The following is a 15,726-nucleotide window of genomic DNA, read 5'->3' on the forward strand; positions in this document are numbered from 1 at the left end:
CCCGAAGCTTGTCCGGCGTTTTATTATGCCGCAAAACCGGAATCTCCCAACGGATCGGGCTATCTATGCATTCGCGCAAGCATGCCGCTACGTGCTGAAGCGGTCTTCGTATAGCTTGGCGTATTTGTCGTAGTAGTAGAGCACGCGCTGTACATAATGCCTCGTCTCACCGAACGGAATGTTTCCCAGCCCCTTCAACGTTCCGTCCCACGTTCCGTTGTCCAGCCATTTCCGCGCGTTGCCGGGTCCGGCATTATAGGCGGCCAGCACGGCGATCGGATTGTTGTCAAATTGATTATACAACGATTTTAAATACCAGGCACCTACTTCAATGTTTACATCCGCCCTATGTAGCAGTTGCGACGTTTCTTCCGCATATCCCGCCTTCTGAACGACCCATTCCGCCGTATCCGGCATCAGCTGCATCAGGCCGACCGCACCCTTCCGGGATACCTTATCCGGGTTAAAGTTCGTTTCCACCCTTATAATGGCGGCGACCATAAACGGATCAACGCCGTACGACCGCGCGCTGAGCGCAATGTCCTGGTCGTGGCGGATCGGGTATACCCATTTTCCCAGCCAGGCCGTATTGTAGAACAATAAGATGAGCAGAGAAACGAACAATAGGACGAATACTCTTTTCTTACGCAGAAACCTCATTACCGTTCCTTTCGTTTGCAAAATTCGTCCACCTGCCGCTCCGTATCGGCAATCGTTCCGCTGTTGTCGATCACCTCGTCGGCTAGCCGCTTTTTTTCCTCGATCGGCATTTGCGCCGCCAGCCGGCTCTCCGCCTGCTCCGACGTCAACCCGTCGCGGCTTTGCAGCCGGGACAGCTGGAGCTCACGCGGAATGTAGACGAGCAGCGTGCTATCGAACATAAAAGCAAGCTTCGATTCGAACAAAAGCGGTACATCAACAATAACGAGCTTGTCCGGCGCGGAAGAATGCGTCTCCTCCATCCGTTCGCGCATCAGAGCGCGAATGCGGGGGTGCAGGAGGGCTTCGAGATCCTTTCTCGCCTTCTCGTCCTTGAATACGACGTCGCCCAACGCTTTCCGGTTCAGGCTGCCGTCCTCGCTCAGCACGGAAGAGCCGAACCGTTCGGCCACGAGCGCCAGCGCGGGCGCTCCGGGAAGCACCACTTCCCGGGCGATCAGATCGGCATCGATCAACAGCGCCCCGCGCCGGACAAGCATGGCGGCGACCGTACTTTTACCGCAAGCAATCCCTCCGGTCAATCCGATATTCATGCAGCCACACGCCCCTTACATCAGTTTCATGACGCCCATTGCGATCAGCATGCAGCCCGGCAGCACCGCCAGCCGCTGCAGCCAGCGCGCGTCGGCAAACGCGAAGCCGAAGCGCAAGCCCAGCGATATGAACAACCCGCTGGCCAAGGCAATGACGCCGGCCGTTACGAGCGGCGCAAAGCCGATAAACGCCGCGCCGATCCCCGCCCCGAAAGCGTCGAGCGACAGCGCCACGCCGAGCAGCACCGCCTCCGAAGGCGATATGTAGCCCGACCGGTCCACGTCGGCAAGCGCCGGGGTGCGCAATATTTCGATAACGAGGCCTAGCCGCTTCATCTCGATCCGCAGCACCGGCCGAATGACGCTCCCAGCGGCTATTTCCGCTGCCGATTCCGGATGGTCCTGCCGCACGTCGGACGTCCCGTCGCCGGTATGCGCTTCCGCGACCCGTCCCGTCCGCGCTTTGGCAGTTGGCTCCGCCTCCACTGTTCCCGCCGTTCTGCCGCCGTCCGCCCGCTGCCTCCACATCTGAACGATCGCCCACAGGCCGATGCCGATCAGGATGACTGCGCCGATGGCGGAAGCGACGGAAGGGGACAAGAAGTTGGCGATAAACGCCCCGATCTGCATCGAGACGAAGATCACGAGACCGGAACAGCAGGAAATGATGGCGATCGAGAGCAGCGGAATGCGTATTTTGCGCAGCCCGTACATGACTCCGACGCCAAAACCGTCCAAACTGACCGCAAGCGCCAAAACAGCCAACGATAAAAAAGGCATAAACACCCTCCTCCAGCACAAGCTGCATATTCGCGAGACCGTAACGATACGATCATCCTATGAAGCTTGGCGGGAATGGGTGTCTTCTTCTGCGAAGCGGGTTTAAGCGTCTTTCGCCTTCTGCCCGGTCTTGCGGCCGGTCTTGCTTTTACCGAGCGGCTGACAGTCCGGACAGAAGTGGGTGCCCCGGCCGCCGACCACCGTCTTCACGATCGGCTTGCCACAGCGCTGGCAAGGCTCTCCCTTCCGCCCGTAGGCGGCCAGCTGCTGCTGGAACATCCCCATCTCGCCCTGGCCGTTGACGTACGACTTGATCGACGAGCCGCCCGCGTCCACCGCTTCCTGCAGCGTTCGCACGATGGCCGCATGCAGCGCCTCGAGCTCCCGTTTGGTCAACGTGTCCGCCGTCCGCTCGGGATGAATGCCAGCTAAAAATAAAGCTTCATCGACATAAATATTGCCGAGACCGGCGATATATGCTTGATTGAGCAGCAGCGGCTTGATTTTCGTCGTTTTGCCGGCCAACACCTTGACGAGCTTCGCCGCGCTGAAGTCGTCGCCCAGCGGCTCCAGTCCGAGCTTGTTCAGCGGAGGCAGCGTCAAGTCCTCTCCGGGACCGAACAGATGCATCGTTCCGAACTGCCGCACATCTTTGTAGCGCAGCTCCTGGCCGTCCGTGAACCGGAACACGACGTGCGTATGCTTCTCCAGCTCCTCGTCGGCCCCGTATACCCCGTACCGCCCCTCCATCCGCAGGTGGGAAACCAGTACAAGGCCGTCCAGGAGCAGCCGCAAAAATTTGCCCCGCCGCTCGACCGCCACGATTGTCCGGCCTTCCAGCATCGCGCAAAACAGCTCTCGGTCATCCGGCTTTTGTATAATACGCGGCAGGAGCACGCGGACCCGCTCGATCGTTTTGCCCGCGACGAGCTTCTCCAGCGTCCGTCGAACCGTCTCTACCTCCGGCAATTCCGGCATGCTTTCTCCTCCCCGATGTATGGTTCCTTTACTTCGCTTCGTACCAGTTGTCGCCGTAGCTGACGTCAACCTTCAATGGCACGTCCAGCGCCAAAGCGCTCTCCATCACTTCCGGAACGAGCTGCTTCATCAGCTCCAGCTCCTCTTCGGGCACTTCGAATACGAGTTCGTCATGCACCTGCAGCAGCATGCGGCTTCTGACCCGCTCCCGCTTCATCCGCTCGTCGATTTGCACCATCGCCAGCTTGATAATATCCGCGGCGGTGCCTTGGATCGGCGAGTTCATCGCCGTCCGCTCGGCGAACGAGCGAAGGTTGAAGTTGGAGGCGTTGATTTCCGGCAAATAACGGCGGCGCGCCAGCAGCGTGGACACGTAACCGTTCGTTCGCGCCTGCTTGACGATCTCGTCCATATACCGGCGCACTCCTTCGAAGACGGCGAAATATTGCTCGATAAACTGCGCCGCTTCCTTGCGCGTAATATTCAGGTTTTGCGACAATCCATAGTCGCTGATTCCGTAGACGATGCCGAAGTTGACGGCCTTCGCCTGACGGCGCATATTGGAGTCCACGGCCGATTCGGGGACGCCGAACACGTCCATCGCCGTTTTCGTATGCACGTCCATATCGTTCTGGAACGCATCCTTCATGCGCTCGTCCCCGGAAATATGCGCGAGGACGCGCAGCTCGATCTGCGAATAGTCCGCCGCCAGCATGAGCCAGCCCTGCTCCTCGGGTACGAAAACTTTGCGGATTTTACGACCCTCCTCGAGCCGGATCGGAATGTTCTGCAAGTTCGGAAACTGGCTGCTGAGCCTGCCCGTGGCCGCGATCGTCTGCTGGTAATACGTATGCACCTTGCCGGTGTCGCGACGTATTTCCTTGAGCAGCCCTTCGACGTAGGTGGACTGCAGCTTGGCCAACTGCCTATAATTCAAAATGCTGGACACGACTCCGTTGTAAGGGGCCAGCTTCTCCAGAACCTCCGCATCGGTCGAATAGCCGGTTTTGGTTTTCTTGATAATCGGCAGCCCGAGCTTGTCGAACAAAATGTCCCCAAGCTGCTTGGGCGAGTTCAGATTGAACTCGGACCCGGCTTCCTTGTAAATGCCCTCCACCAGCTTCTCGATCGCCTGGCCGAGCTCGCCGCCAAGCTGTCTCAGTCCGCCCGCATCGACCCGGATGCCCTTTTTCTCCATCCCGGCCAACACGCGGGCAAGCGGGAACTCCAGTTCGTAATACAGCCGGCTCATCTCGTTCTTCTCCAGCTCGGCGTTCAGAATCGGTTTCAGACGCGCCAGCAGAGCGGCCTTGCGGCTCAAGTGCAGACCCAGCGTATCAATGTCCGGCACCTTGAACTTGGCTCCTTTGCCGAAGACGGCTTCGTCGGCAGGAACAGCCGGAAGCTTGTACCGTCCGGCCAGCTCGTTCAGCGTATGCGTCGACTCGGTCGGGTCGAGCAAGTAAGCGGCAATGAGCACGTCGAAGGCTACTCCTCCGAGCGCGATGCCTTTCCAGTACAGGCCGACTTCCGCCCGGTGCATGTCGTAGACCGTCTTGGGCGACTTCTCGTCGGCGATCCAATCGCGCAGCGCGCCCGCCTCGGGCACGTCGAGCAGCGCGGCGGGCACGAACAGACAGCCCCCCTGCTTCAAGCTTAGGGCGAGTCCGATAAAGTCGGAGACGTGCGGGTTTTCCCCGACGATCTCGATGTGCAGCGCCTCGACCTCGGGCAGACGGCCGGCAAGCGCCCCGAGCCGGTCGCGGTCGACAATCTCCACCTCGATCGCTTCCTGCTCCTCGCCTTCCTGCGAAGACGCGGTCAAGTCCAGCTTGTCCAGCAGCGACTTGAACTCCAGCTTGCGGAACAACGCTCCGAGCGCCGTCCCCTCGTAGCCGGCGTACTGCAGCTCGTCCAGCTTCATCTCGACCGGGACGTCGCGAAATATGGTCGCGAGCTCCTTGGACATGCGCGCGTCGTCGGCATGCTCCTTGATTTTATCCTTGATTTTGCCAGATATTTCATCGGCGTTCGCCAGCACCTCCTCGACCGTGCCGAATTGGTGCAAAAATTTCAGCGCGGTCTTCTCGCCCACGCCGGGAATGCCGGGTATATTGTCGGAAGCGTCGCCCATCAAGCCTTTCAGATCGGTGATCTGGCCTGGGGTCAGCCCGTATTTGTCCTGAATCGCTGCGGGGGTGAACAGGTCCACTTCGCTGATGCCTTTGCGCGTCAGCGCGATGGTGACATGCTCGGAAGCGAGCTGCAGCATATCCTTGTCTCCGGAGACGACGACGACGTTCAAGCCTTTCTCGTCGGCGTGCCGGGTCAGCGTCCCTATAATATCGTCCGCCTCGTAGCCGGACAGCTCGAATTGGGCGATGCCAAACGACTGCACGAGCTCGCGGATCAGCGGAAACTGCTCGGAAAGCTCCGGCGGCGTCTTGGCCCGTCCGCCTTTATATTCTTTATAATCGGCGTGCCGGAACGTCACCTTCCCGGCATCGAACGCGACGAGAAAATGTGTCGGTTTTTCTTCTTCGATCAGTTTGAGCAGCATCGTCGTAAAGCCGTAGACGGCGTTCGTATGCAGTCCGCTCGAATTGCTCAGCAGCGGAAGCGCGTAAAACGCCCGGCTCGCGATACTGTTGCCGTCGATCAAAATCAGCTTTTCCAAATCAGGCACACCCCATTTCTGAAATCCTTCTTCCATCATAGCATAACGAGTTCCACATATGAACAACCCGCTCCCGCATACCTATAGATGAATGGCAAGGAGGCGACCAGGGTGAAACACCGGTTTACTGCGCAAACGACAAAAGCGGTTTTCTTCGATATGAACAATACGCTGATCGACCCGCGGGCTTCGTTCGATTCTTGTTTTTTGAACGTGTTGGCCGACTTCGCCGGTCGGTGGGACGACGGCGACGGACAATGGAATCCGCAGCAAGTGCTGGTCAAGTACAGGGAGGAATGGAGCGGGAAGGCGGCGCCGCTGCGGGGCAAGCCGGAGGCGGCCGAAGCCGTCAAGAAGCAATGTCTTCAAGCCGCGCTGCGCCACTACCCGTTTCAGGTTAACGACGCTTTCGTCGCTTCCTTCTTCCGGGAGATGCGGCATCAGGCACGCGGGCATGCCGTCCCGTTCGGGGACGCCCCGACGGCCGTCGCCAAGCTGGCGGGGCGGTACAAAATCGGCGTGATTACGAACGGCTCCAAGGAGCAGCAGGCCGATGTGATCAACCGGCTCGGCCTGTCCGCCCATATTGCTGCGGAGCGCATCTTCGCTTCCGACAAGGGCGGCGTCCGCAAGCCGAACGCGGCGATCTTCCGCAGCGCCGCCCGGGACGCGGGCGTCTCGCCGGCCCAGGCGGTCATGATCGGAGATTCCTGGAAAAACGACGTGACCGGAGCGCTGAAAGCGGGCATGCCTGCGGTATGGCTGAACCGGGCAAGCGCCAAAACAAGCTCCCGACGCAAGGTCGGAAGCTCGGAGGTGCCGGTCGTGCGAAGCTTTAAGGAACTGACAGAGCTGTTCGAGCTGTGAGAAACTCCAACCGTTTTCTTTGCCGGAAGGAAACAGGGAACCGAATCGTCACCGCTTGCGCGTCTCGGTCACGCGGAATTGACCGACAAGCTGCTGCAAAAAAAGGGTGATCGCCTCTACGTTGTGGGAAGTGTGACGCACGCCCGTACTGTTGGCGATCAGCTCCTGCACCTTCCCTTCCACCTCGGCGGAGATCGCCCGGTTCTCCATGCTGACGGCGGCAATCCGCTCCATCAGCGCCACGACTTCGTCCACGACCTGCGTCTTGCGCGAGTCGTCGGCCGTCGCCTCGTTCAAGGTATCCGTCGCGACGGCGACCAGCTCGGTTCCCTCGGCGACCACCTTCGTCCCTTCCGCCATCGACGCCTGCGCCTCCCCGGCATGCTCGTATATATGCATGACGATGCCGTGAACTTCTTCGGTCGACTGCCGGGTCATATCCGCCAGCTTGCGGATCTCCGCCGCGACTACAGCGAATCCTTTGCCATGCTCGCCGACCCTGGCCGCCTCGATGGAAGCGTTAAGCGCGAGCAGGTTCGTCTGCGCGGATATCCGCTCAATAACCTGCAGCACGTCGCGGATCTGGTTGGCCGTTTCCGCGAAGACGCGGATCGTCTCGTTCGCCTGAGCGACCGTGGATGAAATATGCGACATTTTGTCCCCGATGCGTCCAACCTCGCCCTGCGCCAAGGCTATTTGCGCCGCCGCCTTCTCTTCGAGCGCCTTCAGCGTCTGGCGCATTTCGTCCGCCACGTCCTTGGCCACGTCGATATCCTTCAACTGGAGCCGGATGCCATGAAGCATGTCGCTCACTTTGCCCCCGACCCGCTCCGTAGAGCCGGCAGTCGCAGCCGCCGACTGTTTCATCCGCTGCTGGCTCTCCGCTACGTCGCCTGCCGCCAGCTTCACTTGCAGCATAATGCCCTCCAACGAGTCGATCATGTTGTTGATCCATTTGGCCAACTCCCGCGTCTCGTCGTTATCGAATTCGCAGGTATCCAGCCGCTGAGTCAAATCGCCCTTGCCCTCCGCGTTCAAACGGATAAACCGGTTGATGTCGCGCAGCGGGCGGACGATTCGCTTGTCGCTGCGCCTGTACAGCAGCCAGGCGCCAATCCCTATGGCCGCTGCGTGAATCGCGAACACCGCGGCGGCCGTCAGCGCCGGCGGCACCCGTTCGGCCAGCGCATATGCGGCCAGCGCGGCGACCACGGCGAAGGCGCTGGGCAGCAGAAGCTGCCACCGGAGCAGGCGCAAAGCGATTCCGCGCAGCCGGTACACTTCCTCCAGATCCCCCTCGCACATCATCCCCCATAGATCCGGACAATGCGGCAATTGGAACGTCACCCCTTTGCCGATAACGGGGATGTGCCGGTAATCCGAATAACCGGGAAATTCGACGAACAGATTGCTGCCGTTCGCAATCGTATTGGCGACGCCGGGGTGGAGCCGGCCCGTAGCGGGGTCGGTGAACACCAGCTCCAGCTCCGTATGCTCCTTTACGGATACGATGCCCCAATCGGTCGTCACGCCGTCCTTCAAATTCTCGCCTTGGGTAAACGTGCGGTCCTCGAAGCGGCTGCGCGACAAGGCCGTGCCGGGCGCAATATGCGTATGAAGGACAGGCTTCGCCATGAAAAGGTAGTTATCGCCGGAATCCGGATAGACATGTCCCGACTCGCGCTGAATCAGATCGCCGAGCACGTCGTTGGGTACGCGTCCGCACAACGCTCCCTTCCAGGGTCCGCGATCGGCCAGCGGGTGGATGAACAGCAGCGTCATCTTATCGTGAAAGGAAGAGGAACGCGGACCGATCTCCGCCGTCACGTCATCCGCATAAGGCCCGAATAGGCACTTGCGCGCGCCTTCGCCGCCCGCGGCGGCGTAATCCAGCCCGGCGGAGACGGCGGCACCGCTGGAGTAACGCTTACCCTCGTGCGGGGCATGCGTCGAATAAACAACCAGCCCGGCCTCGTCGAGCAGGAACAACTCGGTGAAATCATGCGCTCGCTTGTACGCCGCCTCGAACAACGGGGCCCACGCCACCGCCAGCTCTGGGCCGCCTCCGGTGCCGGAGGAACGGATATGCTCCGCCAGCCGCTCCAGATGACGCCAGCAATCGAGCGTCCAATCGTTCAACGCCTGCATCCGGTTCTCGGCAATTCCTTCGAAAATATGCTCAATCTCCGGCTTCAGCCGCCTGTTCAAACGGTAAGACCGCCATAACGGCAGCCCTTTTCTCCACCCCAGCCAATGGAACATGTCGCTCTCCCCCTATATATCTATGGAATGCAGTAACATGTTAGAAATTATACCATAAGTCCTGGGTTTATTGTCACATTTTTCTGATTTTACAGATAATTTTATTTGTCAAGTCAGATTTTATGACATACTTTTCTCGTGTACCGTAGATTCTCCTATTCTCTTTAGGACATACACGCTTCCCATGTGAGATTTCGCGCGTTTTTTCAACTTTGCCGCTTCGCTCGATATGTACTCTGCATTGACCGCCGCTCCGCACTCGCATACGATGAGCGACAGCGAGATGTTCACGCGGTCCGCGCTCGTCTGCCGGCCTTCCCGGTCGTAAATGACTTCCTGCTCCTGCCCGTTCATGAACGCCGAAATTCCTTTATCGAACCGGCGGATGATTTCCTCGCAAAGCTTTTCAGGCGATTCCGTTCCCGACAGTACGATGAAATCGTCGCCGCCGATATGTCCGACAAAATCGTCCGATAAGCCACTTTCCCCGGATGCTTCGCGCAGAACGGCCGCCGTGAACTGGATCAGTTCGTCGCCCTTCTGAAACCCGAACCGGTCGTTGTACCATTTGAAAAAGTCGAGATCCGCGTAGATGACCGAGAACGTACGATCCTCCATCAGACGCTTGTTCAGATCGCGCTGGATTTGCAGATTTCCCGGCAACCCGGTTAACGGATTGGCCACTCGCGCATGCTCCAGCCGTACCTTCGTTATCGATTCCAGAATGGAGCGGATCGAAGCGACCCCGGCATATCGACCGCCGCTCGTAATAATGACGTAATCGTACAGGCTCCCCGTTTCCCGGTCGGTAGACATTTGCGACACCCGGTCAAGCGGCGTCCGTTCGTCGACGATCAGCGGGTGCGGGTCCATCAGACGGGCGATCGGCCGGTTCCAGTACAGCGGGATGCCGTATTGGCCCGCCAGCTGCTGGAACAGCTTCTCCCGCATGACCAGCCCGGCCGGTGCTCCGTCGGCTACCACGACCGCGGCCAGCGCATTCTCGTTCTCCTTGAAATAGCCCGCGGCCTCGGAGATGTTCGTCGTCGGCTCGAGCACGCGGGTGATCGAGGCGATTTCCCCGATCGGCGGAAAACCGTTCGAGCCGCCGCTGCGCTGCCGATGGCGAATTTGCGCGATAAGCCGCTCCTCGACCGGCGCCATGGCGGGGTCCGGGCGGGCCAGCAAATACCCTTGGCCGAAATGAATGCCCATCTGCATCAGCTTGTACAGCTCGTCGGTCTGCTCGATGCCTTCGGCGATGATGCGGATATTCATTTTATCCGCAAACGTGACGAACGTCTCGAGAATATGCTCCTTGATTTTGTCTTTATGGATGTTGCGGATCAGCGAGCGGTCCACCTTAATATAATCGGGATGCAGTTCGGCGATCGCCTGCAAGGACGAGTACCCCGCGCCCGCGTCGTCGATGGCGATCTGGTAGCCTTGGCTGCGATAATGCTGCAAAATCGTTTTCGCGGTCGAGAAGTCCTCGAGCGAGCTGCGCTCCGTAATCTCGAACACCACGTTATGCGGGGATAAGCCGCATTGCTCTAACAGCCGGAGCGTCCGGCCGGGTGTAAAATGCGGATCGTGTATGACGTGGGCTGGTATATTAATGAAGACGCGCTGATCCCGGCGCAGACCGCCGCAGCCGGCAATCGCTTTCTCCCGGGCCAGCCGGTCGAGCGCATACAACATGCCTTCGCCTTCGGCGAACTTGAACAGCTCCAGCGGGGACTGAAAATCGGTATGCTCCGGCCCCCGGGTCAACGCCTCGTAGCCGAAAACGTTGCCGTCGGTGAACGACACGATCGGCTGATAAACGGTATGGATCGCCTGTTCCCGCAAAATGGCCAGAAACCGCTCCGTCCGCTCCCCGTCCGCTCGATCCGACGGCTCCCGCGTCTCCTCGCGCAGCGCCCGTTTGAAGGCCGCATAGACGGCGGCGTTCGTATTCACGCCCTTCGCCGAAGCGAGCGGCGAGCCGCTCACACGGATGCCGGCGGCTGCCGCTTCGCCCAAGCCGTCGCGCAGCCGCTGCTCCAGCTCCACCCGGATCCGAGCGCACGCCTCGCGCACATAGAGCCCGGCGTCGGGAACGCCAGGCTGAATATCGATATAGAGGTACGCATCGTCCGCTATCCGTTTGTGCAAAAATACGGCGCGCCATTCCGGCAGGCAAGCCTCGGCGGACTCGTGTACGCGCCCGATCATCTGTTCGGCGTACGCGCGGCCGCCCAGACGTTCCAGCTCCGGCGGACAGACGGCCTCTATGACCAGAAGCCCCACGGCTCCCCGTTCCAACCGCTCCGCAATCAAATCCAATTCCTGCTTGCTCCATTCGAGCATGACGATCCCTCATCCGTGTACGAGTTAAGAGCTTATCCCCGGTACCGAATATTTTATTCAGGGATAAGCTCTCATTTTGTCTGTATTCGAGTTGTTTAGGCGTTTAGATCGGGGCGCTTGCCGGTCACGAGATAGACAACGCTCTCGCCGATATTCGTCGCATGGTCGGCCATCCGTTCCAGGTAGCGGCTGACGAAGCACAGCAGCAGCGACTGGTTGACCGTCCGCGGATTTTCTACCATAAAGCCGAACAGCTCACGCATGATTTGGCTGTGCAGTTGGTCGACGTCGTCGTCCATCTTCGCCATCCGGTAAGCTAGATCCACGTCCTCCCGGACATACGCTTCGATGCTGTCGATCGTCATCTGGCGGGCAATCTCGGCCATCCGGGGAATGTCCACGAGCGGCTTGATCAGCGGCTCCTCGCCGATGCGCAGCGTCACCTTGGCGACGTCGACGGCGAGATCCGCCATCCGCTCCAGGTCGCTCGCCATGCGGAAGGCGATAATGATGCGCCGCAAATCTTTGGCTACCGGCTGCTGGGTGGCGATCAGGCGAGTGCCGATATCGTCGATCCGCTCCTCCATCGCATTCAGCTCCGCGTCGCCGGCGATCACTTCGCGGGCCAGCGCGAGGTTGCCCGCCTTGAGCGATTCGACGGACAGGTGAATGGCCCGCTCCACTTTGCCGCCCATGTCAATCAGTTCCTTGCGCAATTCGTTCAAAGACGCGTCGAAATTATGGCGTTTCGTCATCATAGTGGCTGGTCCCCCAATTAACCGAATCTACCGGTAATGTAATCTTCCGTACGCTGGTCCTCCGGATTGGAGAACAGCTTGACCGTGTCCGCCAGTTCAACGACTTCGCCGTTCAGGAAAAACGCCGTCTGGTGCGAGACGCGGGCGGCCTGCTGCATGTTGTGCGTGACGATGACGATCGTGTAGTTGTCTTTGAGCTCCTGGATCAGTTCTTCGATCTTCAGCGTGGAGATCGGATCGAGCGCGGAGGTCGGTTCGTCCATCAGCAAAATTTGCGGGCTTACCGCCAGCGCCCTCGCGATGCACAGCCGCTGCTGCTGACCGCCGGACAGGCCGTAGGCGGACTTCTTCAAATAATCTTTCACTTCTTCCCACAGGGCGGCCGAACGCAAGCTTTTCTCCACGATCTCGTCCAGCTCCGCCTTGCGCGAAGTGCCGTGGATGCGCGGTCCGTAAGCCACGTTCTCATAGATCGATTTCGGAAACGGGTTCGGCTGCTGGAACACCATGCCGACGTTTTTGCGCAGCGTCTCCACGTTGTTGCGGGAGGCGTAGATATCTTCTCCGCCGACGGCCACCTTGCCTTCGATACGCACGCCCTTGATCGTATCGTTCATCCGGTTCAGCGTGCGCAGCAGCGTCGACTTGCCGCAGCCGGATGGACCGATAAAGGCGGTGATCGATTTCTCCTGGATGTCCATATCGATGCTCTTCAGAGCGTGAAATTCGGAATAGTACAAGTTCAGCTTTTCAATTTCAATCAGCGCCATGGGGCCGGACCTCCTCGGTTCATTATTTGTTGCCGGACAGCTTTCTCTGAATAATGCGGCTTGGGATCGCGATCAGCAGGTTGAAGACGAGCACGACGAGGACCAGCAGCGCTGCGCTGCCCTGGGCGATCTCCTTAGCGTCGGGAGCAAGCGAGCTGCCGCCTACGTACCACAGATGAACCGCCAGCGTCTCGCCCATGGCCATCGGGTTGAAGTCGGGAAAAAAGCGCGATACGGACGTGCCCGCCGTATAGATCAGAATCGCCGTCTCGCCGAGCGCGCGGCCCGCAACGAGCGTAATGCCCGTGATCAGTCCCGGCATTGCGGCCGGCAGCAGCACGCGCCGGATGCCTTGCCAGCGCGTCGAACCGAGCGCAAGCGTGGCCGACCAATACGAGGCCGGTACGGTGGCGAGCGATTCCTCCGTCACCCGGACGAGAATCGGCAGGTTCAGCAGCGCCAGCGTCGCCGCGCCGCCCAGGATGGAAAATTTCCAGCCCATCCAGTTTACGAAGATCAGCGCTCCGAACAGTCCGAATACGATCGAAGGCACGGACGACAGCGCTTCGACAGAGATGCGCACCAGATCGGTGAACTTGTTCTTCTTGGCGTAAATGCTTAAGTAAATGCCGGCCCCGATTCCGATCGGCGCCGAGAACAGCATGGACAAGATCAAAATATAGAAGGAGTTGAACAGATGCGGTCCGACCCCGCCTCCAGCGGTTAGCTCTTGCGGCATGCCGGTAATGAATTTCCACGAGAGCTGCGGAAGCCCTGGTCTTAAGATCTGGTACAAAAACCAGGCCAAAATGAGAATGATCGATACGCCGACCACCCAAAAGTAAACGGTGGCTACCCGGTTGGTCCATCTGCTCAACTTCACTTCGCTTCACTCCTTCTCGAAAACACGCGGATGATCAAAATCAAGGACAGCGAAATGAAGAGCAGCAAGAGAGCCATCAAGTACAGCGAATTGTTCCAGGTCGTGCCGTAGAACGTGTTGCCCATATCCTTCACGATCGCCGTCGTCAGTACCGTAGTCGAGTCGAGCAGCGAGGAAGGAATTTTCGGCGAGTTGCCGATGACCATAAACACCGCCATCGTCTCTCCGATAGCCCGTCCCATCCCGAGAATGATCGCCGTCAGGATGCCCGAGCGCGCCGCAGGCAATAGCACCCTCCACATGGTCTGCCACCGGGTGGCCCCAAGCGCCATCGACGCTTCCTCCAGCCGCTTGGGCAGCGCGCGCAGCGTATCCTCGGAGATCGACATGATCGTCGGCAGGATCATGACGGCGAGAATGATCGCCGCAGGCAAGATGCCGTAGCCGATACCGCCGAACACTTTACCGAGAAACGGGACGATGATCGTCAATCCGATCAGGCCGTATACGACCGACGGAATGCCGACGAACAGATCGGCTGCCGGGCGCAATATTTCGCGCATCCACTTCGGAGCGATTTTGGCCATGAACAGCGCGCCAGACAAGGCGAGCGGCACCGCCAGCAATACGGACACCAGCGTCAGCAAGAGCGTGCTGTACAGAAAGGCCAACGCGCCAAAGCGGGGCTCCGTCGAGGACGGCGACCAGTCCGTGGACAGAAAAAACTCCGCCAAGGAGATGTCCCGAAACGTCAGCGAGCCCTGATAGCCGACAAAACCGATAATCGAGAAAATAATGAGCGTAACCAGAATCGAGCTTCCGACGAACACGAGACGCATCGCATCGTCTTTCCGTTTCTGCCGTTTGGTCCAACGGGCGGAAGCCTCCGGTTGCTCCGCCACCCCGCCGGCCGCATTCAATTGCATCGTCTTGGACATGTGCGTCCCCCTCCTTCTTCCTTTCTTCATGATAGGGCGGCAATGTTTTCCCGATATTAATATTTTGTTAAGCGGATGTAAAAACCGAACGCCACGCAAAAAAAACGCTTGCCGGAGTAGGACGGCAAGCGCAAGCAGAGGGGTTGCGTTATAGGTATTGCGGTGTATTATTTGACGAGGGCCTCAAGCACGTCATCCATTTTTTTGCTGTCGGCGATCGGACCGCTCTTCATCCAAGTCTCGAAATTCACCTCGTACACATGTCCTTTCTGAACGGCAGGCACCAATTTCCACAGCGGATTGTTGAACAGCTCCGCGGCTTTGTCCTCGGCGCCCGTGTCTTTCGTAACGAAGATATGATCGGCGTCCAGCTTCGGAATCATTTCCATGGATAAAGGAACGACTTTGCCGTCTTTATCCAAAATCAATTCCCGCACGAGCTTGGAAGGCGTAAGTCCCAGATCTTGGTAGACGACGGGACCCGCATATCCCGGACCGCCGTACAGACGTATTTCTTTGGTATGCACGCGAAGTATGGCTACCGTTTCGTTACCGATCCGGTTCTTGATCGTTTGGCCCAGTTCATTGCCCCGCCGGTCGTACTGCTTGATGACCTCCTCCGCCTTATCCGCTCGATCGAACAAGCCTCCCAACGTACGAATCGTCGCCCGCCAATCAGCGCGCGCATCCTTGAAGGCATACATGGGAGCTACCTTGGAAAACTGATCGTATCGTTTCGCATCGAATACATTTTCCAAAATAAGATCGGGCGCGGCTTCCAGAACCGCCTCCACGCTCCCGTTCACATCGATGCTCGGAATGGACAAACCGAGGTAATCTTGTCCGCTCCAAGTCCCGATCCTCGACTGCTTGATAGGCTGAATGCCGAGCGATAGCAGTTCATCCTCCAAATAGATGCCGATAATGCGCTGGGGTTTGGCGGGAATACGGACGTCATGCCCGATCTCGTCCTTCACCTGGCGCTCGGACTTGTCGCCTTTTTGCGCTGCGTCCGTATGATTAGCGGGTTCGCTTGTCTTTCCGCTTCCCGTTCCATTAGCGCCCCCCGCAGAATCGTTGTTTTTGCCGCATGCGATAATCGTGCATAGCAGCAGCATGGCTGTTACGGCTTTTGCCGTCGGGTAAAACCTGTTCACTGCAGAAATCACTCCTTGTCGCTTTAATGAGAATCGTTATCAACGATAACA

Annotated in this window: 13 protein-coding genes; 1 reads left to right on the forward strand and 12 read right to left on the reverse strand. The window is 58.9% G+C overall.

The genetic code is table 11. The annotated features are described in order from the left end of the window. Positions 1 to 87: 87 nt before the first annotated feature. From ABD796_RS04990 to polA, 5 genes are all read right to left on the reverse strand, one after another. Complete coding sequence (locus ABD796_RS04990; protein WP_344903720.1) at positions 88 to 681, reverse strand: lytic transglycosylase domain-containing protein; 594 nt, start codon at positions 679 to 681, stop codon at positions 88 to 90. Then, a complete protein-coding gene (coaE, locus tag ABD796_RS04995; protein ID WP_344903723.1) occupies positions 660 to 1,253 on the reverse strand; it encodes a dephospho-CoA kinase in 594 nt (197 codons plus the stop codon). The genes ABD796_RS04990 and coaE overlap by 22 nt, the downstream gene beginning before the upstream one ends. A 15-nt stretch (positions 1,254 to 1,268) precedes the next feature. Continuing rightward, entirely contained in the window at positions 1,269 to 2,033 is a 765-nt protein-coding gene (locus ABD796_RS05000) for an MntP/YtaF family protein (protein ID WP_344903726.1), read from the reverse strand. 102 nt (positions 2,034 to 2,135) lie between these two features. After that, the gene (gene mutM / locus ABD796_RS05005; protein ID WP_344903729.1) at positions 2,136 to 3,011 is read right to left on the reverse strand and encodes a DNA-formamidopyrimidine glycosylase; all 876 of its coding nucleotides are present in this window, start codon (positions 3,009 to 3,011) and stop codon (positions 2,136 to 2,138) included. A gap of 28 nt (positions 3,012 to 3,039) precedes the next feature. After that, positions 3,040 to 5,688: a DNA polymerase I gene (gene polA / locus ABD796_RS05010; RefSeq protein WP_344903732.1), complete on the reverse strand. Its 2,649-nt coding sequence runs from the start codon at positions 5,686 to 5,688 to the stop codon at positions 3,040 to 3,042. 111 nt (positions 5,689 to 5,799) lie between these two features. Between polA and ABD796_RS05015 the strand changes: the two genes are divergently transcribed. Further along, positions 5,800 to 6,555, forward strand: coding sequence for an HAD family hydrolase (locus ABD796_RS05015; RefSeq protein ID WP_344903735.1), 756 nt, complete (start codon positions 5,800 to 5,802; stop codon positions 6,553 to 6,555). A gap of 48 nt (positions 6,556 to 6,603) precedes the next feature. Here ABD796_RS05015 and ABD796_RS05020 read toward each other — a convergent pair whose 3' ends face one another. The 7 genes from ABD796_RS05020 to ABD796_RS05050 form a co-directional block, all read right to left on the reverse strand. Next, the gene (locus tag ABD796_RS05020; protein ID WP_344903738.1) at positions 6,604 to 8,817 is read right to left on the reverse strand and encodes a methyl-accepting chemotaxis protein; all 2,214 of its coding nucleotides are present in this window, start codon (positions 8,815 to 8,817) and stop codon (positions 6,604 to 6,606) included. A gap of 120 nt (positions 8,818 to 8,937) precedes the next feature. Then, positions 8,938 to 11,169, reverse strand: coding sequence for a bifunctional diguanylate cyclase/phosphodiesterase (locus ABD796_RS05025; RefSeq protein WP_344903741.1), 2,232 nt, complete (start codon positions 11,167 to 11,169; stop codon positions 8,938 to 8,940). A 95-nt stretch (positions 11,170 to 11,264) separates the two neighbouring features. Continuing rightward, the gene (gene phoU / locus ABD796_RS05030) at positions 11,265 to 11,924 is read right to left on the reverse strand and encodes a phosphate signaling complex protein PhoU (RefSeq protein WP_344904236.1); all 660 of its coding nucleotides are present in this window, start codon (positions 11,922 to 11,924) and stop codon (positions 11,265 to 11,267) included. 20 nt (positions 11,925 to 11,944) lie between these two features. Continuing rightward, on the reverse strand, positions 11,945 to 12,697 hold the full coding sequence (pstB, locus tag ABD796_RS05035) for a phosphate ABC transporter ATP-binding protein PstB (RefSeq protein WP_344903744.1): 753 nt from the start codon (positions 12,695 to 12,697) through the stop codon (positions 11,945 to 11,947). Between the two features lie 22 nt (positions 12,698 to 12,719). Further along, a complete protein-coding gene (pstA, locus tag ABD796_RS05040) occupies positions 12,720 to 13,580 on the reverse strand; it encodes a phosphate ABC transporter permease PstA (protein WP_344903747.1) in 861 nt (286 codons plus the stop codon). Next, a complete protein-coding gene (gene pstC / locus ABD796_RS05045; RefSeq protein WP_344904239.1) occupies positions 13,577 to 14,506 on the reverse strand; it encodes a phosphate ABC transporter permease subunit PstC in 930 nt (309 codons plus the stop codon). Before pstC ends, pstA begins: the two co-directional genes overlap by 4 nt. Positions 14,507 to 14,685: 179 nt before the next feature. Further along, positions 14,686 to 15,675: an ABC transporter substrate-binding protein gene (locus tag ABD796_RS05050; protein ID WP_344903750.1), complete on the reverse strand. Its 990-nt coding sequence runs from the start codon at positions 15,673 to 15,675 to the stop codon at positions 14,686 to 14,688. Positions 15,676 to 15,726: the final 51 nt, after the last annotated feature.

Source organism: Paenibacillus hodogayensis (genome assembly GCF_039536325.1).
In the GTDB taxonomy this organism is placed as follows: Bacteria; Bacillota; Bacilli; order Paenibacillales; family NBRC-103111; genus Paenibacillus_AB; species Paenibacillus_AB hodogayensis.

Excerpts from the sequence above, each read along its gene's own strand:
- coaE (WP_344903723.1), bottom strand. The coding sequence starts at position 1,253 with ATGAATATCGGATTGACCGGAGGGATTGCTTGCGGTAAAAGTACGGTC.
- ABD796_RS05000 (WP_344903726.1), bottom strand. The coding sequence starts at position 2,033 with ATGCCTTTTTTATCGTTGGCTGTTTTGGCGCTTGCGGTCAGTTTGGAC.
- mutM (WP_344903729.1), bottom strand. The coding sequence starts at position 3,011 with ATGCCGGAATTGCCGGAGGTAGAGACGGTTCGACGGACGCTGGAGAAG.
- ABD796_RS05020 (WP_344903738.1), bottom strand. The coding sequence starts at position 8,817 with ATGTTCCATTGGCTGGGGTGGAGAAAAGGGCTGCCGTTATGGCGGTCT.
- ABD796_RS05025 (WP_344903741.1), bottom strand. The coding sequence starts at position 11,169 with ATGCTCGAATGGAGCAAGCAGGAATTGGATTTGATTGCGGAGCGGTTG.
- phoU (WP_344904236.1), bottom strand. The coding sequence starts at position 11,924 with ATGACGAAACGCCATAATTTCGACGCGTCTTTGAACGAATTGCGCAAG.
- pstB (WP_344903744.1), bottom strand. The coding sequence starts at position 12,697 with ATGGCGCTGATTGAAATTGAAAAGCTGAACTTGTACTATTCCGAATTT.
- pstC (WP_344904239.1), bottom strand. The coding sequence starts at position 14,506 with ATGCAATTGAATGCGGCCGGCGGGGTGGCGGAGCAACCGGAGGCTTCC.